A 24,603-nucleotide genomic window follows, 5' to 3' on the forward strand; every position below is an offset into this window, starting at 1 on the left:
GTAAAGACACGGGTTGATCCCGTCTCTATAATAATTGAAGACCGCACGCTGAACGCTTTCAAAAAGATAAGGAACACGTAATTCATGGCACGCGCAAAGTTTGAAAGGAATAAACCCCACGTCAACATCGGCACTATTGGTCACGTAGACCACGGCAAAACTACGCTTACTGCTGCTATCACAATGACTTTGGCAGCAATGGGTCAAGCGCAAGCCAGAAAGTACGCTGACATTGATGCGGCACCAGAGGAAAAGGCGCGGGGGATTACGATCAATACCGCCCACGTTGAGTACGAAACAGCCGCTCGTCACTATGCTCACGTAGATTGTCCAGGACACGCTGACTATGTAAAAAACATGATCACGGGTGCTGCTCAAATGGATGGAGCAATCCTCGTGGTTTCAGCAGCCGATGGTCCAATGCCTCAAACACGGGAACACATCCTTCTAGCTAAACAGGTGGGCGTTCCTAACCTGGTTGTCTTTTTGAATAAGAAAGACATGGTGGACGACGACGAACTGATAGAACTGGTGGAACTAGAAGTGCGGGAACTGTTGAGTTCTTATGAATTCGATGGTGACAATATCCCCATTGTGCCAGGTTCAGCGTTGTTGGCTGTGGAAACCATGACCAGCAATCCTAAAACCCAGAAGGGTGAAAACGAGTGGGTTGATCAAATCTATGCTTTGATGGATGAGGTTGACGCTTACATCCCTACACCAGAACGGGCTATTGATAGACCCTTCCTGATGGCGATAGAAGATGTCTTCACCATTACTGGTCGTGGTACTGTTGCTACTGGTCGGATTGAGCGTGGCAAGGTCAAAATCGGCGATACAGTTGAATTGGTTGGACTTAAGAATACTCGTACTACAACCGTCACCGGAATCGAGATGTTCAAGAAGAGTCTTGAAGAAGGGATGGCTGGTGATAATGCTGGAATTCTGCTACGGGGTATCCAAAAGGCTGATATTGAACGCGGTATGGTGATTGCCAAGCCTGGTTCAATTACTCCTCACACTTTGTTTGAAGCTGAAGTTTACGTTCTGCAAGAAAAAGAAGGTGGTCGGAAAACACCATTTTTCCCTGGATATCGTCCTCAGTTCTATGTACGGACAACTGATGTAACAGGTACAATTACGGCTTTTACTGCTGATGATGGTAGTGAAGCAGAAATGGTCATGCCTGGCGATCGCGTGAAAATGACGGTGGAGTTAATTAACGCCATCGCTATTGAGCAAGGGATGCGCTTCGCTATCCGTGAAGGCGGTCGGACAATTGGCGCTGGTGTTGTTGCCAAAATTTTGAAATAGGATTATTTCCTACCAACCAGGAGCAGAAAAGCATTTGTCTTACTGCTCCTAAATTGTCTCTCAATTTTTCACAGGTCTTAGGTGTTGGCAACAGATTTTTTCCAACCTCTAACCCATAATTTCCATCACAGAACCTAGACAACTAAAAATGGCAACTATTCAACAGCAAAAAATTCGGATTCGTCTTAAAGCATTTGATCGTCGTTTGCTAGACACTTCTTGTGAAAAAATTGTAGATACTGCGAACCGAACACAAGCTACAGCTATTGGTCCTATTCCTTTACCGACTAAACGGAAAATCTACTGTCTTTTACGCTCTCCTCACGTTGATAAAGATGCGCGGGAACATTTTGAAACCCGTACCCATCGCCGCATCATTGATATCCATCAGCCTTCTTCTAAAACCATTGATGCTTTGATGAAACTCGATTTGCCTGCGGGTGTGGATATCGAAGTGAAGCTTTAATTATTTAAGCAATTAGCTATCGGCTAAAACGGCAATATACAGCGATTAGTTGCATTTTATCTACTAGCTGAAGGTTAAAAGCTTGGTTGAACCCTTGAGAGTTAGCTCTTTGAGGGTTTTTTACTATTTTAAGTTGAGAGATAAGTTAAAATATGTAAAGCAGCGTACTTACCGTTATTCCCAAGCGACAATAATGGCATCGTCTTCCTCAATTGCAGTTCGAGAACTTCCTCTATTTCCGCTGCCGGAATTAGTTCTGTTTCCAGGGCGACCCCTGCCCTTACATATTTTTGAGTTTCGTTACCGGATCATGATGAACACGATTCTGGAGAGCGATCGCCGTTTTGGGGTATTAATGTGGGACCCTGTTGAAGGTCAACCCGCTAGTATTGGTTGCTGCGCTGAAATTATCCACTTCCAGCGTTTGCCAGACGATCGCATGAAAGTTTTGACTTTAGGACAACAACGATTTCGTGTCTTAGAGTATGTCCGTGAAAAACCTTATCGTGTTGGGCTAGTAGAGTGGATTGAAGATGATCCTACAGATCAAGACCTCAGACCCTTAGCTGGCGAAGTGGAACAGCTACTAACTGATGTCGTGCGTTTGTCAGCTAAACTAACTGACCAAAGTATTGAATTACCCGAAGATATTCCTAGTCTCCCTTTGGAATTATCCTATTGGGTAGCAAGCAATTTGTATGGGGTAGCATCAGAGCAGCAAGCATTATTGCAAATGCAAGATACATCAGGTCGGTTGGAGCGAGAAGCCGAAATTTTAACGTCAACTCGCAATCATTTGGCGGCTCGTACTGTACTTAAAGATGCTTTGCAATAAGTTGTTGTGGCTGGGTATAGCAACCTTATTTGATTTTTGAAAAATCCAGAATACTGAGATCCCCGACTTCGCATCTTGTTGTCGGGGATTGGGTTTTTTAGGAATGATTCAGGGTAATTTTGTAAAAATTTTGTAGCTGCCAAAAATTTTGAGTGTTTCTGCGTAAGCGGCTAATTCGGCTATTGCCGATTGTACAAATGTTTGACTGGCATCGCCTTCTAAGTCAATAAAGAACAGATAATCTCCAAGCGATCGCTTGGTAGGACGAGATTCAATCCGACTCAGATTAATCCCCCGACTAGCAAACATCTGTAGCGGTTGTAGTAATGCACCTGGGACGTTAGCTGGCACACTGAAAGCTAAAGAAGTATGAGTTCCACTTGTTGAAGGTTGCAGGCTTAATACCCAGAAGCGAGTGCAATTATCTGGATAATCATTGATCGGGTGAGCTAATACTGGAAGGTGATAAATTTCTGCTGCTCGTGTCGATGCGATCGCACCTGCATAAATATCTTGATTAAGATTCTGTAGTGCTTCTGTTGTTGAGTTTACCGCAAGTGGCTTTACCCCTGGTATAAACTCCTCCAGCCAACCTTGACATTGGGCGAGAGCTTGCGGGTGAGAATAAACAGTTTTAATGGTATTTAAATTAGGGGCAAGTGATATTAGCGCATGGGAAATTGGCAATACGATAGCTTGTTGAATTTGCAATATCTCAAGCTGCCAGACAGTATCCAAAGTGATCGCCACAGTGCCTTCAATCGAATTCTCGACGGGAACAACAGCTATGTTTGCTTTTCCTTGCGCCGTTGCTTTAATAGTTTGGGCAATACTGGGATAGGGACATAATATTGTTTCTTGCCCTGTTTCCTCAGTCAGCCAACTAGCATAAGCGATCGCTGCCGCTTCAGCGTAGGTTCCAGTAGGACCCAAGTGTGCAATAGATACTGTCATACAGGTAAGTAGCTCCACTTAATTAAACATAATATGGTGAGCAAGCAGAGGAGCAGAGGGGCAGAGGGAGTTTAAAATTCACATTTTATCTTGAATAGCTTGATTTACTAATATTGTTAATTGCAGTGGTTAATTCTTCTCGCCTGCCCTCCCCCTTAAGTCATATCTTTGACCGCAAATTGGTATTAACTATTAAAGAAATTATGGCAAATTATGTTGTTCAGGTTTTGTAGCTAAAAATTTTAACTTCTTAATTACCTAAAAGGAATAGTTTTATGTAGCTATATAACGGCATAATATAGCAATGCTTATTGCTTGAGAAAGAGGGATAGTTAACAGATAAATCTTTATAATCCTTAACATAATACCTACTTAGTAGCTTGATTTTAGGAGTCGTGTAACTACTAAATCATTAACAAATTCTCCTAAATTTTAAGACTTGTAAAGTAAAATTAATAAATTATCGCTGGTTATTAGCCGATGCACACCCAATTTGTTGCTTCTCAAACTGTTGATATGGTTGTTCCAGAGCAGCCAATTGCGATACAGCATTATTTACGGCAACCCCAAAGGCTTGTGCGTGCGCTTGCCGATTCCAGCCGCATAGAACAGCTTAGTGAAGAGTATTTTCGATTGAAAATGCGTCCTTTAAGCTTTATGACTCTCAGTATTCAGCCCACAGTAGATATGAAAGTTTGGGCTGCATCTGATGGCACTGTGCGTCTTCAGTCAGTGGCTTGTGAAATTCGGGGTATTGAATATATTAACGATCGCTTTTCACTAAACTTAATCGGTAAGTTAGCTCCTTACCAGCACAATGACAAAACATTTCTTAAGGGCATTGCTAACTTGGAAGTGCAGGTAGAATTGCCACCACCGTTTTGGCTGACTCCTAAGCCACTGCTAGAAGCTACAGGTAACGGTTTACTTAAAAGTGTGCTATTAACCGTTAAACAAAGATTAATGCACCAGCTTTTGTCGGATTATTGCCAGTGGGCTAACAGTAGCACAAACGCAGATTTATTAAGCTCAATCTCAGCCCTAGCACCTAACAATTAACAGTTTTTAGGTGAACCTCAGCAGCTTGTTGACAAGGAGCAAAGGACATCCGATGTAAAGGTGAGGAACCATATTGTTGCAGAGCTAGTAAGTGATTAGCAGTACCATAACCCTTATTTTTTAGCAAGTCATACATCGGATATTCTGTAGCTAACTGAGTTATGAGTTGATCGCGCCATACTTTAGCAACAATACTGGCAGAGGCAATTAAGAGCGATCGCTCGTCTCCCTTAATTAAATTCAGTTGTGGTATAGATAGTTCTGGCAATGGTTGCTTTCCATCAACTAAACATAAATCCGGCTGGACTTTAAGCTGAGTGACAGCGCGTTTCATCGCCAATAAGGAAGCTTGCAAAATATTGAAAGAGTCAATTTCACTAACATCAGCAAAGCCGATTTGACAGTCAATTGCTAGACTTTTAATTTGTTCAGCCAGTTTTAGCCGACGAGTCGCAGATAATTTTTTACTATCTCTCACACCAGATTTAGCTAGTGGTTCAAACGCAGACAAAGGTAAAATCACTGCTGCGGCTACCACAGAACCAAATAAAGCCCCCCGCCCTACTTCATCTACACCTGCAACCAATTGTTGATTGTAAGATAACTCTGGAAGATCAGAAAGTTGAAATTGCCATTTAGGTCTGCGTGGGAGGATGCCGATGTTTTCTTGATTTTTTGGCATCGGCATGGTAAATTCCCCCCCTTGGCTATAAGTAATTTAACTTTCTGATGCGATCGCAGATGAGCGACGACGACGGCGACGGTTAATAGTTGTGTCGCTATCAGGTACATCCGAAACTAACGGCTGTTCCTCACCTATCTGAGTAGCATCTGGCTCAGTAATTTCTGATGCGATCGCAGTTGGCTGTTCTATTATAGTCGGCTGTTCTATTACAGTTGGCTGTTCTATTGCAGTTGGCTGTTCTATTACAGTTGGCTGTTCTATTACAGTTGGCTGTTCTGTAGTAGCTGATTCCCTAACCGTTGTTTCCACAGCAGTATCTCTAGGCAACTCTAACGGTAGTTCTGTTTGTGTCTCTGTGGTATTAGATTCTCCAGGTGGAACAAGTGCGATAATTACTGATTTGGGATTCTTAATTTGCCGATTTACACGGATTAGAGGAGAAACACCCATCAAAGCATAAACATCTTGTTCCTCCGGTGTCATCTCTATCGAGATAATCTCAGGGGGTTCAGTTTCTTGCCGAGAAGGTCTAGGACGCTGAGGTTTCTCTACCCGTTCTATTTCTGGGACAACGTGCCGATATGGCTCAAGATTTCCCTGTTCCTCAGATTCTAACGGTAAATCTCGCTTGAACTCATTAAACGTAGAAGGGCGAGACTCATTAAAAGTAGAGGGACGAGAGGGGATACGAATGTTAGTTTTAGGTAGTTCATCCCTTAAAGGTAGATCATCAATCTTACGCCGACGTTTACGACGATTGTTAGGAATTATTCCTTGCTCTTGATAGCTAGGATGATTAAACAAATCTAATTCTGATTCATCCTCTGAAGGATCAAAATCTGATAGTTCGTTGCGTTCTTGCCAATTCTCTAATGGGGCAACTTCCCGCACACTGGGGGTGTTGGGGTAGGGTATTGTCCTTACTTCCCTATTTACTTCTCTATTTACCTCTCTATTTACTTCCCTACTTACCTCTCTATTTACTTCTCTATTTACCTCTCTATTTAGTTCCCTATTTACCTCTCTGTCTCTATTTACTTCTCTGTTGGAAATTGGAATTACAGGTACTGGCGCACCAGGTTCTGCAATTTCCCCATTACGGGTAGTTTCACCTGGTAAGCGTACTAAATGACCTAATCCACCGCAGGTTGTACAAGTATGACCAAACAATTCATAGATATTTTGACCCATGCGCTTGCGAGTCAGTTCAACCAAGCCGAGTTCCGAGAGTTGAGCAATCTGTGGTCTAGCTTTGTCTTCTCTGAGTTGCTTATTAAAATGCTCTAAGACCTGAAGTTGGTCTTTGTGCGAGTCCATATCAATGAAGTCAACAATAATCACACCAGCAACATTTCTTAACCTTAGCTGACGAGCGATTTCTGTTGCTGCTTCGCAATTTGTCCACAGAACTGTTTCCCGCGCTGTTGCTGAACGGGTAAAAGAACCGGAGTTGACATCAATTACTGTTAGTGCTTCTGTCGGTTGAATGATGATATAACCGCCGGAAGGCAAATCAACTCTGGGTTTGAGGGCTTCTCTAATCGCCGCATTGACACGGAAATAATCTAAAACTGGTAATCGCTCACGGTGATGGTCAATTAATACACCTTCTGGCGCTTTACCACCACTCCAACTTAATATATGTTGCTTGACTCGCTTTACTCCGGTATTGGAATCAACCACAATCCGATTTACATCGGCACTGTACATATCCCGCAATACACGCTGAATAAAATCATCATCACGATTAAGTAGTGCTGGCGCTCTAGTAGAATTAGCTTCTTGCTGAACTAATTCCCACTGCTTTTGCAGTGTTTCTAAATCTTCAATAATTGCTTCTTCTGCTTTGCCCTCAGCTTCGGTACGGATTAATAGTCCCATTCCGGCGGGCTTAATTAATACTGCCAAGGCTCTCAGGCGGTTGCGCTCAGGTTCGCTTTTTATTCTTCTAGAGAGATTAACACCACGTCCATAGGGCATTAGTACCACGTAGCGACCAGGCAAGGTAACGTTGCCTGTAAGTCGAGGTCCTTTATTCCCCGTCGGCTCTTTCATTACCTGGACTAATACTTTTTGCTGTGGTGTCAGCAGTTCAGTAATTCCTCCAGCACTGCGCTTGAGTCGTAATGGTCCTAAATCAGTGACATGAATAAAGCCGTTTCGCGCAGAATCTCCAATATTTACAAATGCTGCATCTATCCCTGGTAAGACGTTTTCAACGCTACCTAAATAAATGTCGCCAACTTGATGATTCCCAGTGGCAACAACAAGTTCTTGAATTTGATCTTCAGAAAACACGGCAGCTATCCGATGCTGCTCTGCGATAATTATTTGCTTTGGCATTCAATTTCCTCAAAAATTTTCAGCCAGCTTAGGCATGACGATTTTTCTGCCTCTCACTTTTGCTGGAGTAAAGTAGATGGATGTATCAACGAGAAACTCTAACTTCACAGAAAGAGCAAAAAATGCTTGGTTAACCCAAAGTGATGGATAAAGTCAAACACCTTGGGGTTAACAATTTTTTAAGAATGAGTAGCCAGCGTTATTCCTTGCCGTAAAGAAAAAACACTGGATTTGGCAAACAGTGGACAGAAAGTCAAGGAAGACAGTCTTTGCGCCCAGCATCCATGAATAATTCACAAGGGGGCAACCCGATGGAGCTTCAATCTGCAACTGCTCCTCTTGATGAGTATTATATCGTGGAGTTACTTCTTTGCTAACAGTCTGTATGGTAGTTACAGTAGCAAGTTCCTAATCATTATTTTAGTGGGTTGCTGAACTGTTGAGCAATGGTTGTCGGCGTAAACTAGAAATAGTTGCGATCGCACTTTGGGCTACTTGATCAATTTCTTCTTCTGTGTTATATCTGCCAATTCCAAATCGTAAGGAAGCATACGCTAATTGTTCTGAGCGTCCTAATGCTATTAACACATGACTTGGGGTAGTTTTGGTAGAAGTGCAAGCTGATCCAGATGAAATAGCGACTACTGGTTGTAATCCTAGCAATAGCGCGGCACCATCGACTCCTTCGACACTAATATTTAAATTTCCTGCTAATCGCTGAGTTGGATGCCCGTTAAGATAAATTCCTTCAAGTTGGCTTAATTGTTCCCAGAGTCGCTGACGTAGTTGAGTAAGGCGTTGATTTTCTGATTCTTGTTCTGTTAAGGCTATTTCTACGGCTTTGGCAAATCCTACTATTTGGGGTGTATATAGTGTACCCGATCGCATTCCTCGTTCATGTCCGCCGCCGTGTAACTGAGGCGATAGCTTTACTCTAGGGTTGCGCCGTCTGACATATAATGCGCCGATACCTTTGGGGGCATAAATTTTGTGACCAGTCATGGATAATAGATCGATTTTCATCGCATCTACATTTAGGGGGATTTTGCCAAGAGCTTGAGCAGCATCGGTATGGAAGAGGATATTCGCGTTGCGACAAATTGCGCCTATTTCGGCTAATGGCTGTAATACACCGATTTCGTTATTGGCAGCCATGACAGAAACTAAAATTGTGTCAGGGCGGATAGCTTTTTCTAGTTGGTTTAAATCGAGGAGTCCGTCTGGCTGGACTGGTAGGAGGGTGATATCGAAGCCGAGCGATCGCAAATAGTTACAAGGGTCAAGTACCGCGTTATGCTCGGTTTGGACAGTAATTATATGACGACCTTTGCTGAAATAAGCTTCCGCGACTCCTTTAATAGCTAAGTTATTGGCTTCTGTCGCGCCACTGGTAAAGATAATTTCTTCGGGGGTAGCGTTAATTGCATCAGCTAAGGTTTGTCTTGCAGCTTTAACGGCAGCTTCTGCTTCCCATCCATATATATGATTAATGCTGGCGGGATTACCGAAGTTTTCTGTAAAGAAAGGTAACATTGCCTCTAGCACTCGTTGATCGACGGGTGTTGTGGCGTGGCAATCTAGGTATATAGGGCGGTTGGTCAATGTTTGCTCTCCAAGCATACCTATTATTTATTGTGGCAAACTATTTTTCATCATCAGCATGATTTGATTTTTCAACGCAGTCCGCTTTTGGGCGGGTTTAATTAATATATCTGTAAATACTGGATTTGCTTTGTCAACCCGCCCCTACCGATAACATCTGTAATTCAGGTATTAGATTACATGATAAATCTGTGAGGTCGCCGCATACATCTATATATTAGATTTATCAGCTACACGGAAATATGAATTTAGGACAAGATTATAAACGTTGTGCGATCGCACTTGGTAGCAATTTGGGTGACTCTAATACCATCCTTAAATCTGCACTCTTCACTATTGCTAACACTCCAGGTGTTAACTTAATATCTCAGTCGAGTTTTTATCAAACTGTGCCTATTGGTCCACCGCAACCCACTTATTTAAATGCTTGTGCAATTTTAGAAGTTAAGTTAAATCCAGATGAGTTATTAGAAAAGTTATTAAAAATTGAATTAGAATTTGGGCGTGTGCGTACAGAATATTGGGGTGCTAGAACTCTCGATCTCGATATCTTATTATTTGATGATTTAATCTGGGATACGCCGACTCTCCAAATACCTCATCCGCGTATGGGGGAGAGAGGGTTTGTTTTAGTACCGTTGGCTGAAATTGCGCCAAGTTGGATTGAACCGAGGTCAGGAATTGCGATCGCAGAACTCTTACAAGCGGTAGACTGTTCTGGTGTTCTTGGAGTTATATAAGCTTATGTCTCTGGGTAATGAACCGCCAGAAATTCTGAAACAGCGTTTATTTTATCAAGGTCGGAAATTCGCCTTTGATGTTAATACTCTCCGCTTACCTAATGGCGTGGAGGGTGATTGGGAATGTGTCCGTCATCCAGGTGGGGCTTTGGCTATACCTGTTACACCAGAAGGCAAACTGATTTTAGTACGACAGTATCGCTTTGCTACTCAAGGTAGGTTATTAGAGTTTCCCGCAGGAACTATAGAGGCAAACGAAAATCCTGCTGAAACAATTAAGCGAGAAATTGAGGAGGAAACAGGTTATCGCGCCCATCGTTGGCAAAAGTTAGGGGAGTTTTTCCTTGCTCCTGGCTATTCTGATGAAATTATTTATGCTTTTCTCGCACAAGATTTAGAACGCCTAGAAACTCCCCCCGCTCAGGATGATGATGAAGATATAGAAATAGTTTTAATGACTCCCCAAGAATTAGAGCAAGCAATATTAGCTGGCGAAGCGGTTGATGCTAAATCTATTTCTAGCTTTTTCTTGGCGCGTCCGTTTTTAGGGCAGGAGTAAGGAGTGAGGAGGGAAGGGTTAAATTATAAGCAAGTCTAAGTTTTACAAAAATTTACTTTTTGCTTTTTATAAACTCACTTTTTAAGAAATTTGTTTTCACTAACCGCCTAAAGTTAATAACAACGCAGATCAACGCAGATAATTTTTTATACCATGTCTGATTTAATCTTATTCTGGCATCGCCGTGATTTACGCATCTCAGATAACGTAGGGCTTGCAGTCGCCCGTCAGCAGACTCAAAAAGTAGTGGGAGTCTTCTGCCTCGACCCTAATATCTTGGAGCGAGATGACGTTGCACCAGCAAGAGTTACTTATATGATTGGCTGTTTAGAGTCCCTACAACAGCGTTATGCCGAAGTTGGTAGCGAGTTATTAATACTATTTAATGAACCAACAACAGCAATACCTAAGCTGGCAGAATCTCTTAACGCGAAAGCGGTATTCTGGAATTGGGATGTAGAACCTTATGCTAAAGAACGCGATCGCACTATCCTCGCAGCCTTAAAAGAAAAAGGCATTGCGACACAAAATTTTTGGGATCAACTCTTACATTCTCCAGAGGAAATTCGCTCAGGTTCCGGTCAGCCTTACACTATATATACGCCTTTTTGGAAAAACTGGATTAGTAAAGCTAAGTCTACCCCAGCGCCCGCATTACAAAATGCCATAAGGTTAACTGACACGGAAAAAGAAGCAGCGCGACAAGCTGGAGTTGTAGAATTACCAACTGCTTCATATTTAGGCTTTATTTGGAATAATAATTTAGTAATTTCACCAGGGGAAGCAGCAGCACAAGCGAAATTAGCTACATTTTGCGATCGCACTATCGATCAATACCAAGAACAACGTAATTTTCCCGCCGTTGACGGTACATCTCAACTAAGTGCTGCTTTAAAATTTGGTGCTATTGGTATCCGTACTGTTTGGGATGCGATCGCAACTTTATATCAAAACAGCCCTGAATCAGCACAAGCCAGCATTCAAACTTGGCAGCAAGAATTAGCATGGCGGGAATTTTATCAACACGCCATCTATAATTTCCCTGACTTAGCAAAAGGCGCTTATCGAGAAGCTTTTAAAGACTTCCCTTGGAATGACAACTCAGAACATTTCCAAGCTTGGTGTGAAGGTAAAACTGGATATCCCATCGTTGATGCTGCGATGCGACAAATGAATACTATCGGCTGGATGCACAACAGATGTCGGATGATTGTCGCTAGTTTCCTGACTAAAGATTTGCTGCTTAATTGGCAGTTGGGAGAAAAGTACTTTATGCAAAAGCTAATTGATGGCGACTTGTCAGCTAATAATGGGGGTTGGCAGTGGAGTGCATCTAGTGGGATGGACCCTAAACCTGTGCGAATTTTTAATCCAGCTAGTCAAGCTCAAAAATTTGATTTAGATGGCTCATACATCCGCCATTGGTTGCCAGAATTAAGTTCTGTTGATACTAAGTTACTAATTACTGGTAATATCACACCTTTAGAACGGGCATCTTTAGGTTATCCTGCCCCAATTGTCGATCACAATCAGCAACAACGGGAGTTTAAACAACGCTATCAACAGCAAAAATTATAAAAATTCTGAAAGTTAAGTTTTTCGGGAAAGCAGGAGTAATATGGGCGCATCCATCCGATTATAAAATTATTAAATCATAAAAATTCAAGTTGGTCAATAATTTCCATATTAAACTTGATAATGCGATCGCTGATTGCAAAGCCTAGATTTACTTTTGATCAATAGGCTTGGTAGCCTTCGCTTCTGTTTTAGATAATTAACCACAGATGAACACAGATGTAATAACTGATTGAAAGCAAGATATCTCATGGCAATTATGATGAGTTTTGGTGAGAATTCAGCACGATTAAAATAAGTGGAGCGCGAGAGGAAGTTGAAAGTTTTATTAGTTGGTAATGGCGGGCGCGAACACGCCTTAGCGTCTAAACTGCTGCAGTCTGGGAAGGTTCAGCAGATTATCTGTGTCCCTGGAAATGGTGGAACTGCGGCAATGGATCGTTGTCAAAATCTATCTCTCAGGGTAGATGATTTTGAAGGCATCGGCAGATGTGTCTCAGTCCACAATATCTCGATGGTTGTGGTTGGTCCAGAATTGCCATTATCTTTAGGAATTACAGATTACTTGAAGCGTAAAAATGTCCAGGTATTTGGTCCAAGTAAGGAAGGGGCGCAAATTGAGTCGAGTAAGTCTTGGGCTAAGGCTTTAATGGATGAAGCTGGAATTGTGACAGCGCGTTCAAAAACTTTTACAGATGCTATGGAGGCAAAAGCTTATGTAGCTTTACAAGGTGCGCCAATTGTTGTTAAGGCTGATGGTTTGGCAGCAGGTAAGGGAGTAGTTGTAGCTGCGACGGTGGAAGAAGCGCAAGCGGCAATTGATGAGTTGTTTGAAAATAATTATCGTACTCTGGTAATTGAAGAATATTTGACAGGTCAAGAAGTCTCTGTTTTAGCTTTAACAGATGGGTTGACAATTCGCCCATTACTTCCTGCTCAAGATCATAAACGTATTGGTGATGGAGATACTGGAGCAAATACAGGTGGGATGGGTGCATACTCACCAGCACCAATTGCTACGCCTGAGTTAATGGAACGTATTGGGAAGGAAGTTTTAGAACCTGCGATCGCTACGTTAAAATCTAGAAATATTGACTACCGAGGTATCCTCTATGCTGGTTTGATGATTACGCCAGCAGGTGAGCCGAAAGTGCTGGAATTTAACTGTCGTTTTGGAGATCCAGAAACTCAAGCAATTTTACCTTTATTGGAAACACCCTTAGAAGATTTATTGTTAGCTTGTGCGGAACAACGTCTAGCACAACAACCTCCTCTTGTTTGGAAGTCAGGGGTTTCTACCTGTGTTGTCATTGCTGCGGGTGGATATCCTGGTAATTATCAAAAAGGAAGAGAAATTACAGGGATAGGGGAAGCGGAAGCATTAGGCGCTGATGTTTTTCATGCTGGTACTCAAGTTAAGCAGCAAAAATTAGTCACCGATGGCGGTCGAGTTTTAGGCGTGACAGCTATTGGGGATAATTTTGAGGAAGCGATCGCACAAGCTTATGCCGCAGTAGACTGTATTAAGTTTGATGAAATGTATTATCGCCGTGATATTGGCGATCGTGTCCGCAAATCTTAACCTACTAGGGGTTAACTGCGAATAAAGGCTAAAGTATGAAGTATAGAAGCTGAAAAATTTTAGCCTTCTAATTGTAAACTTCGTACTTCATCTTGCCTTAATCTTGCTGGATCTCATCAGAAAAATTCGAGAAGTTATTGCCCGTTGGGGGTCTGAGTTTACCCTCCAAACACGACTAATGGCAGCAGCTACCTTAGTCGTTTCCTTGATCATGAGTGGTCTGACGTTTTGGGCAGTTAACACGATTCAGCAGGATGCCCGCATGAACGACACTCGTTTTGGTCGCGACTTAGGTTTATTACTAGCTGCTAATGTCGCACCATTGATTGCGGAAAACCATCTATCTGAGGTAGCGCGTTTTTCCCACCGCTTTTATAGCAGCACCTCCAGCGTCCGCTATATGCTGTATGCGGATGCTGAAGGCAAAATCTTCTTAGGAATACCTTTCTCGGAATCTGAGGTAGAAAATTCCCTGACTATTCAGCGACGAATTCAACTGCCAGAAAATTACGCTGAACATTCTGATATACCGATGGTGCGACAACACAGGACTCCTGGTGGAGAAGTCACTGATGTTTTTGTACCTTTAACTCACGACAGTAAATATTTAGGTGTTTTAGCAATTGGGATTAACCCTAATCCTACAGTTGTAGCTTCATCAAATCTCACCAGAGATGTGACAATTGCGGTTTTTATTTCGATTTGGGTAATGGTAATTTTAGGAGCAGTATTTAACGCTTTAAATATTACCCAACCGATTAAAGAACTGGTGATGGGGGTAAAAAATATTGCTGCTGGTAATTTTAAACAGCGAGTGGATTTGCCCTTTGGTGGAGAATTGGGTGAATTGATTATCAGCTTCAACGAAATGGCAGAAAAGTTGGAGAGTTATGAAGAACAAAATATTGAAGAATTAACCGCAGAAAAAGCTAAGTTAGAAACTCTGGTTTCTACCATTGCTGATGGCGCGGTGTTAATAGATACCGACTTAACAGCGATATTAATTAATCCTACAGCACGACGTATTTTTGGTTGGGAAGGTAGTGAAGTTGTGGGAGTAAACGTGCTGCATATCTTACCTCGGTCAGTACAAGTAGAGATTACTCGACCGTTGTATCAAATTGCGGCAGGCGATCGCGAAGCAGCCGAGTTTAGAGTTACACTAACACAACCGACAGACCGCACTATCCGTATTCTTCTAACTACAGTTCTTGACCAATACCGCGAGAGTGTCAGAGGAATTGCCATGACAATTCAAGACATTACCCGTGAAGTAGAATTAAATGATGCTAAAAGTCAATTCATTAGTAATGTCTCCCACGAACTCAGAACTCCTTTATTTAACATCAAATCGTTTATTGAAACCTTACATGAGTACGGCGAAGATTTGACAGAAGAGGAACGTCGTGAATTTTTAGATACAGCAAATAGAGAAACAGACCGCCTTACCCGTCTTGTCAATGATGTTTTAGATTTATCACGATTAGAATCATGCCGAATCTATCATTTAGAAGCAGTAGAACTTGTTCAACCAATTGAACAAACACTGCGTACTTATCAACTTAATGCTAAAGATAAAGGCATAGAACTAAATCAAGAAATTGAACCTAATTTACCAGCGGTTGTCGGTCATTATGATTTGTTACTTCAGGTATTAGCTAATTTAGTAGGCAATGCTTTGAAGTTTACTAAACCTGGCGGGCGTGTAGCAATTCGTGCTTATTTATTAAGAAATGTTGGTAAGCTTAATGGGGAAGAAGATCAAGCTTCTGAGCATCTAAACAATAATTCTCCAGAGAAAAATCCAGTAGTGCGGATTGAAATTTCTGATACAGGAATTGGAATTGATCCAGAAGATCAAGAAGCTATATTTGATAGATTTTTCCGAGTAGAAAATCGAGTGCATACTCTAGAAGGAACTGGTTTAGGTTTGTCGATAGTTAGAAATATTATTGAGAAACATCATAGTAGTGTCCATTTAATAAGTGAAGTAGGAGTTGGTACAACTTTCTGGTTTGATTTAGCTGTGTTTCAACAAAAATCTACGCTTGTTGAAGAGTTGCAAGTAATTAATACTACTTCGACTGACTCAGATAGTTCTATTACTGCTACTGTTCTCTAATTTATTTAGAGAGGGAAAACATCGCGATTATCAAGCTAACTATTAATAAACTCGATAGCATTAATAAACCTTGATGCCTTTGACACCAAATTCTGATTTTTTTGTCCCAGCTATAGCTGATTTGATTTTCTTGGTTCAATTTTGGTTGAAATACATTTTGGTAGAGTGTACACTCCTGAGCATGAGGGCGCTGGGGAAAGTTACAGCTATCATCGTGATGGTAAGTACAACTTTCGCATAGATATGTGCCTTGCTGGGCGCGGTGCAAAGTCATACCAGGATGACCATAAGCTTTTAAAACTGTTCGGCAATATGGACAGGTAATTGCTTGAAACTTTACTGCTTGATGGCACTTAGGGCAGTTAGACATGAGACTTTTTGCAAAAATCAGTTATTACATCTGTGTTTATCTGTGTGCATCTGTGGTTAATTATCTAAAATTAAACTAAGCGGTAGTTAAATAGACTTATCGCAAAAGTCTTAATTCTGGTTAATTAACCGCAGATAAACGCAGATAAAGAGACTTTTAAACTCCGTGAAGTACAGTAGGGTGACAACCATCGCTTGAAGTGGTAATTTTACTACTTACGCCTCACCCGTCACCTGTAATCAGAATGTAACAAAATAGAACTGTAGGCTAGATATGTCTATATTAAAACGAACATTTCATCAGATCATAGGCAGGGAATATGGATAATAATAATTGGCTCACACAGTTACTAATGATTGGTGTAGGCACTACGTCTTTAGTAACAGAGAAATTGCGAGAGGTTGGGGATGATTTGGTCAAGGATGGCAAAATCAATCCTGAGCAGGCTAAGGCGTTTGTAGATGATATGATGCAGCAACTCAAGTCTGAGCAAGGAAATGTTGAGGCACAAATGCACCGACAGTTGCGTAATATGCTACAAGATTTGGGTGTCCCTAAACAGTCGGAGATGGACGAGTTACGGGGACGTATTGACCGATTGGAACGTCAAGTGCGCGATTTAGAAAATAAGCTTTGGCGTTAATTTTTTATTTTGGAGGATTGATAAATGAGAGAGATTCTGATCAGCTTGGGGGTTATGCTGTTCTGTGGGTTGTTCGTGATTTTAGTTCAATTGACTTCTGGTCAACCCTCAGCAGTAGCAGATGAACTGGCTAAAACGCCACCTGCTGTAGTTCAAACTGCAACTACTGATAATTTCATAGCTGACACTAACAGGCTAATTGCGATGAATACTAACTCAGAAGAAAATGTGGTGACGACCGACTCTGGTCTGAAGTATGTTCAGTTAAAAGAAGGGGATGGCGCAACTCCGAAAAAAGGTCAGACGGTGGTTGTGCATTATACCGGAACTTTAGAAAATGGTGAAAAGTTTGATAGTTCGCGCGATCGCAATCAACCTTTTTCTTTCAAACTTGGGGTGGGACAAGTAATTAAGGGCTGGGACGAAGGACTCAGTACAATGAAAGTAGGCGATCGTCGCAAGTTAATTATTCCCCCAGAATTAGGTTACGGTGCTAGGGGGGCTGGTGGGGTAATTCCTCCCAATGCAACTCTAAATTTTGATGTGGAATTGTTGAAAATTAGTTAGTAATAATCTTGCCTCTCTGGATCAATTGCCATCAGCATGATTGAGGAGAGGCAAATTTTTTTAAGCTGATTTTGGCAATTATTAGTTTTTTAATAATTATTTTGTTTTGCTAGATTTCTAAACTTGGTAAATTGTGGATCAAACAATAATTTAATAGTACCTGTTGGTCCATTTCTATGCTTGGCAATTATAAGTTCTGTAATATCTCGATCAGGTGTATCGGGGTTATAATAAGCGTCACGATAAATCATCATAATTAAATCGGCATCTTGTTCGATCGATCCTGACTCCCTCAAATCTGACATCATGGGGCGTTTGTTGGTACGTGCTTCTACGCCTCTACTTAATTGAGAAAGTGCAATAACTGGAACGTTTAATTCACGGGCTAAACCTTTGAGCGATCGCGTAATTTTTGATAACTCTTGTACTCGATTATCGCTACCTCCCTCCATTAATTGCAAGTAATCTAGTAAAATTATTCCCAACTTACCATTACTTTCTGCTTGTAGACGACGGGCTTGCGATCGCATTTGCATCACAGCCATGTTGGCAGTATCATCAATAAAAATCGGTAGTTCCGATAACATTCCGACAGCTTGACTCAAAGGTTCCCACTCATTCTGGCTAATTCTCCCCGACCTCAAGCGATTACTTTCAATCCCCGCCTCACTAGCTAGTAATCTCTGTACCAACTGTTCCTTAGACATTTCTAGGCTAAAAACTGCCACAGGCAAACGATGGGTAGCCGCGATATTGTAAGCAATATTTAAACTTAAAGCTGTTTTTCCCATCGACGGTCTAGCCGCAATGATAATCAGGTCAGATTTTTGGAAACCGCCTGTCATTGCGTCAAGGTCATAAAAACCACAAGTAAGCCCTGGAAGGGCAACTTCCTCATGGCGGGTTTCAATTTCCTGAAAAGCTTGAATCAGCGTGTCTGATATTGGAATCAAACCTGGTTGAGGACGGACTTGAGTTAAACCAAAAATTTTCTGCTCTGACTGGTCAAGGACTGTTTCTAACTCTGTCGCTGTCTCATAACCAAGCTGCACAATTTCATTACCAGCTTTAATTAACTGACGGCGCAAGAACTTGTCCATTACCAGCGCCGCTAAAGCATCAATATTGACCGCGCTGACAGTACGCTCTACCAGTTGCACTAATTTGTTGAGTCCGCCAACCTTTTCTAGCAAGTCATGGTCAGATAACCAAGCACTAACATTAATCAAGTCCTTGGGTTTGCCTTGGCTGTTGAGGGCTAGTGCTGCTCGATAGATGTCTTGATGTGCGGGGATATAAAAAGCCTCTGCATTCAAAACATCAGCTACTCGACCAAGAGCTTCTGGGTCTAAGAGAATACCCCCTAATATTGCCTCCTCTACCTCAATATTTTGAGGTGGTAGGCTACGGGCAGCTTGAAAATTTAATTCCTGAACCATAACAGCAGTACAGAGTAAGCAGGCTAAGACCAGCTTACTCAATTAAAGGATCATTGGTCATTGATAAAATCTCCCCCTCCGATGCTGACACCGGAGGGGGCTAAAAAGTGGGGTAATACGCTTAATTAGGTTGACCTAGTTACTACTACTTGGAAATTAGTTAGCTGAGGCATTAACCTGGTATAACGTTAATTTCTACTACGGCTGAGACTTCTGGATGCAGTTTGATCTCAACTTTATAAGTACCCAACTGATGAATATCAGGTATGGTAATATCCCGTCTATCTACTTCCTGACCTGTAGATGCTTGAATTGCAGCTGCTACATCTGGAGCAGTGACGGTTCCAAAAATCGCATCGCCTTCACCAGCTTGCTTACCGATATTAAAGCTACCAGCTTGGTCTAGAACGGCTTTAATCTTTTCAGCTACCTGCTTGAGTTCTAATAGGCGCACCCGTTCTTTTTCACGTCGCCGTTCCACTTGTTTGAGCAAACCAGGAGTTGCTTTAGCTCCCATTCCTTGAGGGATAAGATAATTACGAGCATAGCCAGGAGCAACTTCCACTAAGTCGCCGATTTTCCCTAGTTTGCTAACATCTTGATTTAAAACTAATTGCACACGTTTCGCCATAGTCTTTTTTCTGGTAGAAATCCAGCAGCATTGAGTTGAGGTTGACACTCTCCCGCTCTCGCTTGCGCGCTCCACTGGAGATTCTTGCTTCACAGAGAAATGCTTTTGATGCAAGCACCAAGTAGTCCTACTTCCTCTCCACAAGCTTGAAATCCCGTATGCCCTACGGTATTTGGATATTTTGCCTTCACTACTTGTCCCAGTTATGTTGCTTGGTTTTCACAACTAATTGAGGTTCTTATGAGTGATATTACTTTACCCCAAAATCCTGTCTCGGATTCATCTCACCACCAACTGAGTACAGTGTGGTGGGAGTCATCGAGACGGTTGAAGGATAGAACTCTTCATATTACGATCTTTGGAAATGCGATCGCAAGGGGAGAGGAGAGAGGAGATAGGAGATAAATGAGTAAAGAACAAAGATTATCTAAATACTTCCCCTGCTCCCTGCTTGCTCTGTTTTGTTAAAATCGCTCCTTCATTCCCCGCAAACGCCCAAAAGTTTGCACTGGATCTTGACTATTAACTGCTGCTTGTAATTCTGGATAATCCCAGCGTAAGAAGGGATTAGTACGCTTTTCTACACCTAATATTGATGGTACTGTAGCTTGCGAACGACTACGAGCCTCTTTAACCTCTTCTAAACGAGATTGTAAGTCTGGGTTTTTACTATCTACTGTTAAAGCAAACTTTAAATTATTTAAAGTATACTCGTGGGCGCACCAAACTCGCGTATTGTCCGGTAATCTACGAATTTTGCTAAGTGATGTCACCATTTGTGCTGGTGTACCTTCAAATAACCGACCGCAACCGCCTGCAAATAAAGTATCACCACAGAATAAATCACTTGGTTGCTCGGCATTTGGAGACGGAAAGTAGTACGCTATATGTGCGCGGGTATGTCCAGGTACAAATAAAACTTCACCAGTTCTACCAGCAAACTCTACGCGCGAACCTTCCTGTAAAAACACCTGTTGCCCAGGAATTCTGCCTTTGTCCTCTGCTCCTCCATAAACACGGACGTTAGGAAATCTGGCAATTAATTCTCGATTACCCCCGACATGATCGCTGTGATGGTGAGTATTAAAAATCGCTACCAATTCAGCGCCAATTTCTTCGAGTTGTTGCAGAACTGGTTGCGCTTGTGCTGGATCAACAACAGCAGCAATTTTCTGCTCTGAGTCTATGATTAAAAAGATGTAGTTATCAGAAAGTGCTGGAATTCTAGTTACCTGCATCTCTCAATCTCCTCAAAAAAAGTTTGCTAACGACGTAGATTTATGATTATCTTCACAGAATTTATATTTAAACTGTCCCTTTATGGTTAAAAAGGAAAAGATAATAAATAGACCAGTGAGAAAAAAACCTCAACGCACCCACTATAGAAGCTACCAACCGCCTATGGCATCGACACGAGAGCGTGTATCAAGCTTAAATATTCACAAAATAGTCGGACGTATCCTTGTGTCAGGTCAATTGAGCCGTCAAGAGTATGTTCATCTAATTACTACTATGCTCTCTGACAACCATATTACTGACGAAGAACGTCCTCAGCTAAATCGTGTCTTTGACAGTATCCAAAGTGGTCAGATTAAGTTTGTTGATTAAAAAAGTTTACAATTATCAATCAACTATGACTAATTAACAATGAACAATGAAACTATTTTAGTTACAGGGGGCGCAGGATACATTGGTTCCCATGCGGTATTAGCACTAAAATGCGCTGGTTACGACGTAGTAGTGCTAGATAATTTAGTTTATGGGCATCGAGAGTTAGTAGAACTTTTAGAAGTAAAGCTAATTGTGGGTGATACTAGCGATCGCACTTTACTAGACAACCTGTTCGCCAACCATAATATTAGTGCTGTGATGCACTTTGCTGCTTATGCCTATGTAGGTGAATCTGTAACTGACCCCAGCAAATACTACCGCAACAATGTCATCGGTACGCTGACGCTATTAGATGCGATGATGGCAGCTTCTATCAAGAAATTTGTCTTTTCTTCTACTTGTGCCACTTATGGTATCCCCGAAACAGTTCCCATCCCTGAAAATCATCCCCAAAACCCCATTAATCCCTATGGTGCTAGTAAGTTGATGGTAGAACGGATGCTATCAGATTTTGATACTGCCTATGATTTTAAATCTGTCTGTTTCCGATACTTTAACGCCGCAGGTGCTGATCCTAATGGGTTATTAGGAGAGGATCACAACCCAGAAACTCACTTAATACCATTAGTGCTACAGACTGCCTTGGGTAAACGCGAGTCAGTGTCAATTTTCGGGACAGATTATGACACCTCAGATGGTACTTGTATTAGAGACTATATTCACGTTACTGATCTAGCAAATGCCCATGTTTTAGGGTTGGAATATTTGTTGCAGGGTAAGGATTCAACAGTATTTAATTTAGGCAATGGTAATGGATTTTCTGTGCAAGAAGTAATTGAGACAGCGAAGGAAGTCACAGGAAAGGAGATAAAAGTGCAAAAGTGCGATCGCCGTCCTGGAGATCCGCCTATTTTAGTTGGTAGTAGTGACAAAGCTAGAACAATTCTTGGTTGGCAACCTCAATATTGCGATCTTAAAGATATCCTTTCCCATGCTTGGGAATGGCATCAAAATCGCCATGCTTAACTTAGTTTTTACACATCCAACAGCTATAAAATCGGCAGAATTGAGGTTAAAAAAAATATGTAATTCCAATGCAACCGGATTTGATCTGACTACTTTTGAGCGAGTAGCAAATTTACAGTCTCAATTGTGGTTACTTGCAAATTTTCTGCTAAAGAAGTAGGTGTTTTCGAGTCCAGCTTGACTCCCAAAAAAAGATTGAGCGAGAAGGTCAGGGTAATTGCAATTATGATTTTTTCCAGCATCCCACACTCCTTCAAGCTAAAATTTTCTCACATCTATCTAGGGATATATCTATTATGGTAGTGCTAACTCAATAAATATGTGATATATCACCTTAAAGCTAAGTGATAAGAATTGTATAGCAATGTGACTTTTATCACAAATTATTAAGACAATTTCAAATTTTTAATTAATTATGCTATCAAAAGAGAAACTGAACTAAGAGTGAACCAAGGCTGCCCAGGAAGTTCAAGAAATTGGAACCACCGCCTTTTTTAGCTGGTTGACGTGCTAATTCCATTCCCTTGAGAAAGTTTTGTGATGCTTGATAACCCGTAGCATTTTTTTGAGTAGAAAACATTTGACTGGCGATTTTAGCATCTTGAGTTGCCGCAGCCTCGTTTCCAAATCGGTAAAGCACTAGCCCCCGACCCAAGTAAGCAGGAGCAAACTCAGGATTCATAGTAAGTGCCTGATTATAATACTCAATGGCTGCCTGATAGTTTCCCCCCTGAGCTTCTGTCAATGCCCATCTATAAAAGTCTTCGGGTTTACCAGCATTTTGAGGAATACCTGTTGCGCCTTCAACGTATGCAGAACTTAGGCTGGTATTAGACAAGTTAGCATTGAGCAAGTAAGCATCTCTCAAATCTGTGCCAGTTAAGTTAGCACCAGTTAAGTTAGCACCAGTTAAGTTAGCACCATATAAAGATGTACCGCTAAGATTAGCACCAGTTAGATCAGCACCAGCAAGATTAGCTCTAGATAGATTAGCACGAGTCAAGTCAGCGCCTTGGAGTTGAGAAGAGGAGAGGTCAGCCATTACGAAACCTGCACTCCTCAGATCACATTGCTGACATTGTTTAGTTGATAGCAATTGTCTAGTATGTTCGAGGTTTTCAGCAGTTGCAGGTAACAAAGGAATTGTAGCTAACAGTGTGGCTGTGGCTATTGCACCCCGACAAACATTGGTGAGGATGTTGGGTAAAGCAGGTGATCTAGTGTCGCGCAGATTACTCATATTATGATGATGGTCAATTGACCATTGGCTATTGGCTTCTGGCTAACTTTACAATGTTAGTTTTATTTTATTGGGTTTAAGCAAAGCGATCGCTTGTCCTTAGCAATTATTCTGATTACAGCTTGACTACTAAACTAGGGTCAATATCTTGTAAATTGCTACAACCACTCAATGCCATTGCTAAATCAAGCTCATCACGCAACAATTCTAAAACGTGCTGCGCCCCTGCTTCTCCTCCTATAGCTAACCCCCACAATATAGGGCGACCTAAAAGCACAGCTTTTGCGCCTAAAGCTAAGGCTTTAAGAACATCAGTACCACGCCGAATGCCACCGTCTACGAGAACTTCAGCTTGATTTCCTACAGCAGCAACTATTTCACTCAAAGCATCAATCGAAGCGATCGCACCATCTAATTGTCTCCCCCCATGATTTGATACAATTATTGCCTTAGCTCCATGTTCCACAGCACGAATTGCATCATCACCCCGTAAAATGCCTTTAACTATTAATGGTAGTGGGGAAAGAGATTGCAGCCACTCTAAATCTTTCCAAGTTATAGCTGGGTCAAGTTGTTCTGAAAAATAGTGAAATAAACCTGATTCATCTGGTTTGTGACTAATTTCTAAATCTGCCAAATTCTTTAAATTAGCTAATTCCATCCCCGGTGGAAGCACAAATTGGTTACGCTGATCTCGCTCGCGTCGCCCTAACATGGGAGCATCAACAGTTAGACATAGTGCTTGGAAACCTGCGGCATAAGCGCGTTCTACTAATGATTTTGTCAGATCGCGATCGCGATGTACATATAGCTGAAACCACAAAGGATTTCTCCTTGTAGAATCTGCTGCTAATTTCGACTGACCTGAAGCGATCGCTACTTCTTCTATACTCTTAGTTGATAGTGTACTCAACACCATCACAGTTCCCAACTTAGCCGCCGCCCTTGCCGTAGCTAATTCCCCTTCTGGAGTCGCCAGACAATGGAAAGCCATTGGCGCAATTAGTATTGGTAAATCAATAGAAGAACCTAGAATAGTAGTGCTTAAATTACGTTTGCTGACATCTACTAACATCTTGGGACGGAGTTTCCACCGCTCAAACGCTTCTCGGTTATCTCGCAGCGTAATCTCATCCCACGCACCGCTAGCATAGTAATCTAGTGCCATACTCGATAGCTGCTGGCTAGCTAGCCCTTCATACTCAAAAAGATTAATCAATTTATCAGGGATACTCATTTT

25 protein-coding genes are annotated in these 24,603 nt (G+C 41.7%); 14 read left to right on the forward strand and 11 right to left on the reverse strand.

What is annotated here, in order from left to right; genetic code table 11:
* Positions 1-84: 84 nt before the first annotated feature.
* From tuf to CRI9333_RS14800, 3 genes are all read left to right on the forward strand, one after another.
* Positions 85-1,314, forward strand: a complete 1,230-nt coding sequence (tuf, locus tag CRI9333_RS14790) for an elongation factor Tu (RefSeq protein WP_015203969.1) — start codon at positions 85-87, stop codon at positions 1,312-1,314.
* A gap of 148 nt (positions 1,315-1,462) precedes the next feature.
* Positions 1,463-1,780 carry a 30S ribosomal protein S10 gene (gene rpsJ, locus CRI9333_RS14795; protein ID WP_015203970.1) on the forward strand — a complete coding sequence of 106 codons (318 nt, stop codon included), beginning with the start codon at positions 1,463-1,465 and terminating at the stop codon, positions 1,778-1,780.
* A gap of 193 nt (positions 1,781-1,973) precedes the next feature.
* A complete protein-coding gene (locus tag CRI9333_RS14800) occupies positions 1,974-2,615 on the forward strand; it encodes an LON peptidase substrate-binding domain-containing protein (RefSeq protein WP_015203971.1) in 642 nt (213 codons plus the stop codon).
* 108 nt (positions 2,616-2,723) lie between these two features.
* Here CRI9333_RS14800 and pheA read toward each other — a convergent pair whose 3' ends face one another.
* Complete coding sequence (gene pheA, locus CRI9333_RS14805) at positions 2,724-3,569, reverse strand: prephenate dehydratase (RefSeq protein WP_015203972.1); 846 nt, start codon at positions 3,567-3,569, stop codon at positions 2,724-2,726.
* A gap of 480 nt (positions 3,570-4,049) precedes the next feature.
* On the opposite strand from pheA, the gene CRI9333_RS14810 reads away from it, so the two are divergent.
* On the forward strand, positions 4,050-4,628 hold the full coding sequence (locus CRI9333_RS14810; RefSeq protein ID WP_015203973.1) for a DUF1997 domain-containing protein: 579 nt from the start codon (positions 4,050-4,052) through the stop codon (positions 4,626-4,628).
* On the opposite strand, the gene CRI9333_RS14815 is transcribed toward CRI9333_RS14810, so the two are convergent.
* From CRI9333_RS14815 to CRI9333_RS14825, 3 genes are all read right to left on the reverse strand, one after another.
* Complete coding sequence (locus CRI9333_RS14815; protein ID WP_015203974.1) at positions 4,618-5,316, reverse strand: ribonuclease HII; 699 nt, start codon at positions 5,314-5,316, stop codon at positions 4,618-4,620. The genes CRI9333_RS14810 and CRI9333_RS14815 overlap by 11 nt on opposite strands.
* A gap of 30 nt (positions 5,317-5,346) precedes the next feature.
* Positions 5,347-7,656, reverse strand: a complete 2,310-nt coding sequence (locus CRI9333_RS14820; RefSeq protein WP_015203975.1) for an Rne/Rng family ribonuclease — start codon at positions 7,654-7,656, stop codon at positions 5,347-5,349.
* Positions 7,657-8,076: 420 nt separating this feature from the next.
* Complete coding sequence (locus CRI9333_RS14825) at positions 8,077-9,258, reverse strand: IscS subfamily cysteine desulfurase (RefSeq protein ID WP_041226702.1); 1,182 nt, start codon at positions 9,256-9,258, stop codon at positions 8,077-8,079.
* Positions 9,259-9,500: 242 nt separating this feature from the next.
* Here CRI9333_RS14825 and folK point away from each other — a divergent pair, with 242 nt between their 5' ends.
* The 5 genes from folK (at position 9,501) to nblS (ending at position 15,836) form a co-directional block, all read left to right on the forward strand.
* On the forward strand, positions 9,501-9,998 hold the full coding sequence (gene folK, locus CRI9333_RS14830; protein ID WP_015203977.1) for a 2-amino-4-hydroxy-6-hydroxymethyldihydropteridine diphosphokinase: 498 nt from the start codon (positions 9,501-9,503) through the stop codon (positions 9,996-9,998).
* 4 nt (positions 9,999-10,002) lie between these two features.
* The gene (locus tag CRI9333_RS14835) at positions 10,003-10,557 is read left to right on the forward strand and encodes an NUDIX hydrolase (protein ID WP_015203978.1); all 555 of its coding nucleotides are present in this window, start codon (positions 10,003-10,005) and stop codon (positions 10,555-10,557) included.
* Between the two features lie 153 nt (positions 10,558-10,710).
* Positions 10,711-12,135, forward strand: coding sequence for an FAD-binding domain-containing protein (locus CRI9333_RS14840; protein ID WP_015203979.1), 1,425 nt, complete (start codon positions 10,711-10,713; stop codon positions 12,133-12,135).
* Positions 12,136-12,448: 313 nt separating this feature from the next.
* Entirely contained in the window at positions 12,449-13,714 is a 1,266-nt protein-coding gene (purD, locus tag CRI9333_RS14845) for a phosphoribosylamine--glycine ligase (RefSeq protein ID WP_041226703.1), read from the forward strand.
* A gap of 178 nt (positions 13,715-13,892) precedes the next feature.
* Entirely contained in the window at positions 13,893-15,836 is a 1,944-nt protein-coding gene (gene nblS / locus CRI9333_RS14850; RefSeq protein WP_390370105.1) for a two-component system sensor histidine kinase NblS, read from the forward strand.
* A gap of 1 nt (position 15,837) precedes the next feature.
* Here the strand turns inward: nblS and CRI9333_RS14855 are convergent, their stop codons facing one another.
* Positions 15,838-16,206 (reverse strand): zinc ribbon domain-containing protein, encoded by a 369-nt coding sequence (locus CRI9333_RS14855; protein WP_015203982.1) that lies wholly within the window; start codon positions 16,204-16,206, stop codon positions 15,838-15,840.
* 319 nt (positions 16,207-16,525) lie between these two features.
* Here CRI9333_RS14855 and CRI9333_RS14860 point away from each other — a divergent pair, with 319 nt between their 5' ends.
* Both CRI9333_RS14860 and CRI9333_RS14865 read left to right on the forward strand, forming a co-directional pair.
* Entirely contained in the window at positions 16,526-16,849 is a 324-nt protein-coding gene (locus tag CRI9333_RS14860) for a phasin family protein (RefSeq protein ID WP_015203983.1), read from the forward strand.
* 24 nt (positions 16,850-16,873) lie between these two features.
* Positions 16,874-17,416 carry an FKBP-type peptidyl-prolyl cis-trans isomerase gene (locus CRI9333_RS14865; RefSeq protein ID WP_015203984.1) on the forward strand — a complete coding sequence of 181 codons (543 nt, stop codon included), beginning with the start codon at positions 16,874-16,876 and terminating at the stop codon, positions 17,414-17,416.
* An 89-nt stretch (positions 17,417-17,505) separates the two neighbouring features.
* On the opposite strand, the gene dnaB is transcribed toward CRI9333_RS14865, so the two are convergent.
* Both dnaB and rplI read right to left on the reverse strand, forming a co-directional pair.
* Positions 17,506-18,855 (reverse strand): replicative DNA helicase, encoded by a 1,350-nt coding sequence (dnaB, locus tag CRI9333_RS14870; RefSeq protein WP_015203985.1) that lies wholly within the window; start codon positions 18,853-18,855, stop codon positions 17,506-17,508.
* A gap of 172 nt (positions 18,856-19,027) precedes the next feature.
* Positions 19,028-19,486, reverse strand: coding sequence for a 50S ribosomal protein L9 (gene rplI / locus CRI9333_RS14875; protein WP_015203986.1), 459 nt, complete (start codon positions 19,484-19,486; stop codon positions 19,028-19,030).
* Between the two features lie 240 nt (positions 19,487-19,726).
* Between rplI and CRI9333_RS26790 the strand changes: the two genes are divergently transcribed.
* Positions 19,727-19,891, forward strand: a complete 165-nt coding sequence (locus CRI9333_RS26790) for a hypothetical protein (protein WP_157462330.1) — start codon at positions 19,727-19,729, stop codon at positions 19,889-19,891.
* Between the two features lie 59 nt (positions 19,892-19,950).
* Here CRI9333_RS26790 and gloB read toward each other — a convergent pair whose 3' ends face one another.
* Entirely contained in the window at positions 19,951-20,724 is a 774-nt protein-coding gene (gloB, locus tag CRI9333_RS14880) for a hydroxyacylglutathione hydrolase (RefSeq protein ID WP_015203987.1), read from the reverse strand.
* 163 nt (positions 20,725-20,887) lie between these two features.
* Between gloB and CRI9333_RS14885 the strand changes: the two genes are divergently transcribed.
* Positions 20,888-21,094 carry a hypothetical protein gene (locus CRI9333_RS14885; RefSeq protein WP_041226704.1) on the forward strand — a complete coding sequence of 69 codons (207 nt, stop codon included), beginning with the start codon at positions 20,888-20,890 and terminating at the stop codon, positions 21,092-21,094.
* Between the two features lie 39 nt (positions 21,095-21,133).
* Entirely contained in the window at positions 21,134-22,123 is a 990-nt protein-coding gene (galE, locus tag CRI9333_RS14890) for a UDP-glucose 4-epimerase GalE (RefSeq protein ID WP_015203989.1), read from the forward strand.
* A gap of 89 nt (positions 22,124-22,212) precedes the next feature.
* Here the strand turns inward: galE and CRI9333_RS26795 are convergent, their stop codons facing one another.
* The 3 genes from CRI9333_RS26795 to CRI9333_RS14900 form a co-directional block, all read right to left on the reverse strand.
* Complete coding sequence (locus tag CRI9333_RS26795; protein WP_015203990.1) at positions 22,213-22,365, reverse strand: hypothetical protein; 153 nt, start codon at positions 22,363-22,365, stop codon at positions 22,213-22,215.
* Between the two features lie 179 nt (positions 22,366-22,544).
* Entirely contained in the window at positions 22,545-23,363 is an 819-nt protein-coding gene (locus tag CRI9333_RS14895) for a pentapeptide repeat-containing protein (RefSeq protein ID WP_015203991.1), read from the reverse strand.
* 115 nt (positions 23,364-23,478) lie between these two features.
* A complete protein-coding gene (locus tag CRI9333_RS14900) occupies positions 23,479-24,600 on the reverse strand; it encodes an alpha-hydroxy acid oxidase (RefSeq protein WP_015203992.1) in 1,122 nt (373 codons plus the stop codon).
* Positions 24,601-24,603: the final 3 nt, after the last annotated feature.

The organism is Crinalium epipsammum PCC 9333 (assembly GCF_000317495.1).
In the GTDB taxonomy this organism is placed as follows: Bacteria; Cyanobacteriota; Cyanobacteriia; order Cyanobacteriales; family PCC-9333; genus Crinalium; species Crinalium epipsammum.

Coding starts and splice junctions, on each gene's coding strand:
- tuf (WP_015203969.1), top strand. CDS start 85: ATGGCACGCGCAAAGTTTGAAAGGAATAAACCCCACGTCAACATCGGC.
- rpsJ (WP_015203970.1), top strand. CDS start 1,463: ATGGCAACTATTCAACAGCAAAAAATTCGGATTCGTCTTAAAGCATTT.
- CRI9333_RS14800 (WP_015203971.1), top strand. CDS start 1,974: ATGGCATCGTCTTCCTCAATTGCAGTTCGAGAACTTCCTCTATTTCCG.
- pheA (WP_015203972.1), bottom strand. CDS start 3,569: ATGACAGTATCTATTGCACACTTGGGTCCTACTGGAACCTACGCTGAA.
- CRI9333_RS14810 (WP_015203973.1), top strand. CDS start 4,050: ATGCACACCCAATTTGTTGCTTCTCAAACTGTTGATATGGTTGTTCCA.
- CRI9333_RS14815 (WP_015203974.1), bottom strand. CDS start 5,316: ATGCCGATGCCAAAAAATCAAGAAAACATCGGCATCCTCCCACGCAGA.
- CRI9333_RS14820 (WP_015203975.1), bottom strand. CDS start 7,656: ATGCCAAAGCAAATAATTATCGCAGAGCAGCATCGGATAGCTGCCGTG.
- folK (WP_015203977.1), top strand. CDS start 9,501: ATGAATTTAGGACAAGATTATAAACGTTGTGCGATCGCACTTGGTAGC.
- CRI9333_RS14835 (WP_015203978.1), top strand. CDS start 10,003: ATGTCTCTGGGTAATGAACCGCCAGAAATTCTGAAACAGCGTTTATTT.
- CRI9333_RS14840 (WP_015203979.1), top strand. CDS start 10,711: ATGTCTGATTTAATCTTATTCTGGCATCGCCGTGATTTACGCATCTCA.
- nblS (WP_390370105.1), top strand. CDS start 13,893: ATGGCAGCAGCTACCTTAGTCGTTTCCTTGATCATGAGTGGTCTGACG.
- CRI9333_RS14855 (WP_015203982.1), bottom strand. CDS start 16,206: ATGTCTAACTGCCCTAAGTGCCATCAAGCAGTAAAGTTTCAAGCAATT.
- CRI9333_RS14860 (WP_015203983.1), top strand. CDS start 16,526: ATGGATAATAATAATTGGCTCACACAGTTACTAATGATTGGTGTAGGC.
- CRI9333_RS14865 (WP_015203984.1), top strand. CDS start 16,874: ATGAGAGAGATTCTGATCAGCTTGGGGGTTATGCTGTTCTGTGGGTTG.
- dnaB (WP_015203985.1), bottom strand. CDS start 18,855: ATGGTTCAGGAATTAAATTTTCAAGCTGCCCGTAGCCTACCACCTCAA.
- rplI (WP_015203986.1), bottom strand. CDS start 19,486: ATGGCGAAACGTGTGCAATTAGTTTTAAATCAAGATGTTAGCAAACTA.
- CRI9333_RS26790 (WP_157462330.1), top strand. CDS start 19,727: ATGAGTGATATTACTTTACCCCAAAATCCTGTCTCGGATTCATCTCAC.
- gloB (WP_015203987.1), bottom strand. CDS start 20,724: ATGCAGGTAACTAGAATTCCAGCACTTTCTGATAACTACATCTTTTTA.
- CRI9333_RS14885 (WP_041226704.1), top strand. CDS start 20,888: ATGGCATCGACACGAGAGCGTGTATCAAGCTTAAATATTCACAAAATA.
- galE (WP_015203989.1), top strand. CDS start 21,134: ATGAACAATGAAACTATTTTAGTTACAGGGGGCGCAGGATACATTGGT.
- CRI9333_RS26795 (WP_015203990.1), bottom strand. CDS start 22,365: ATGCTGGAAAAAATCATAATTGCAATTACCCTGACCTTCTCGCTCAAT.
- CRI9333_RS14895 (WP_015203991.1), bottom strand. CDS start 23,363: ATGAGTAATCTGCGCGACACTAGATCACCTGCTTTACCCAACATCCTC.
- CRI9333_RS14900 (WP_015203992.1), bottom strand. CDS start 24,600: ATGAGTATCCCTGATAAATTGATTAATCTTTTTGAGTATGAAGGGCTA.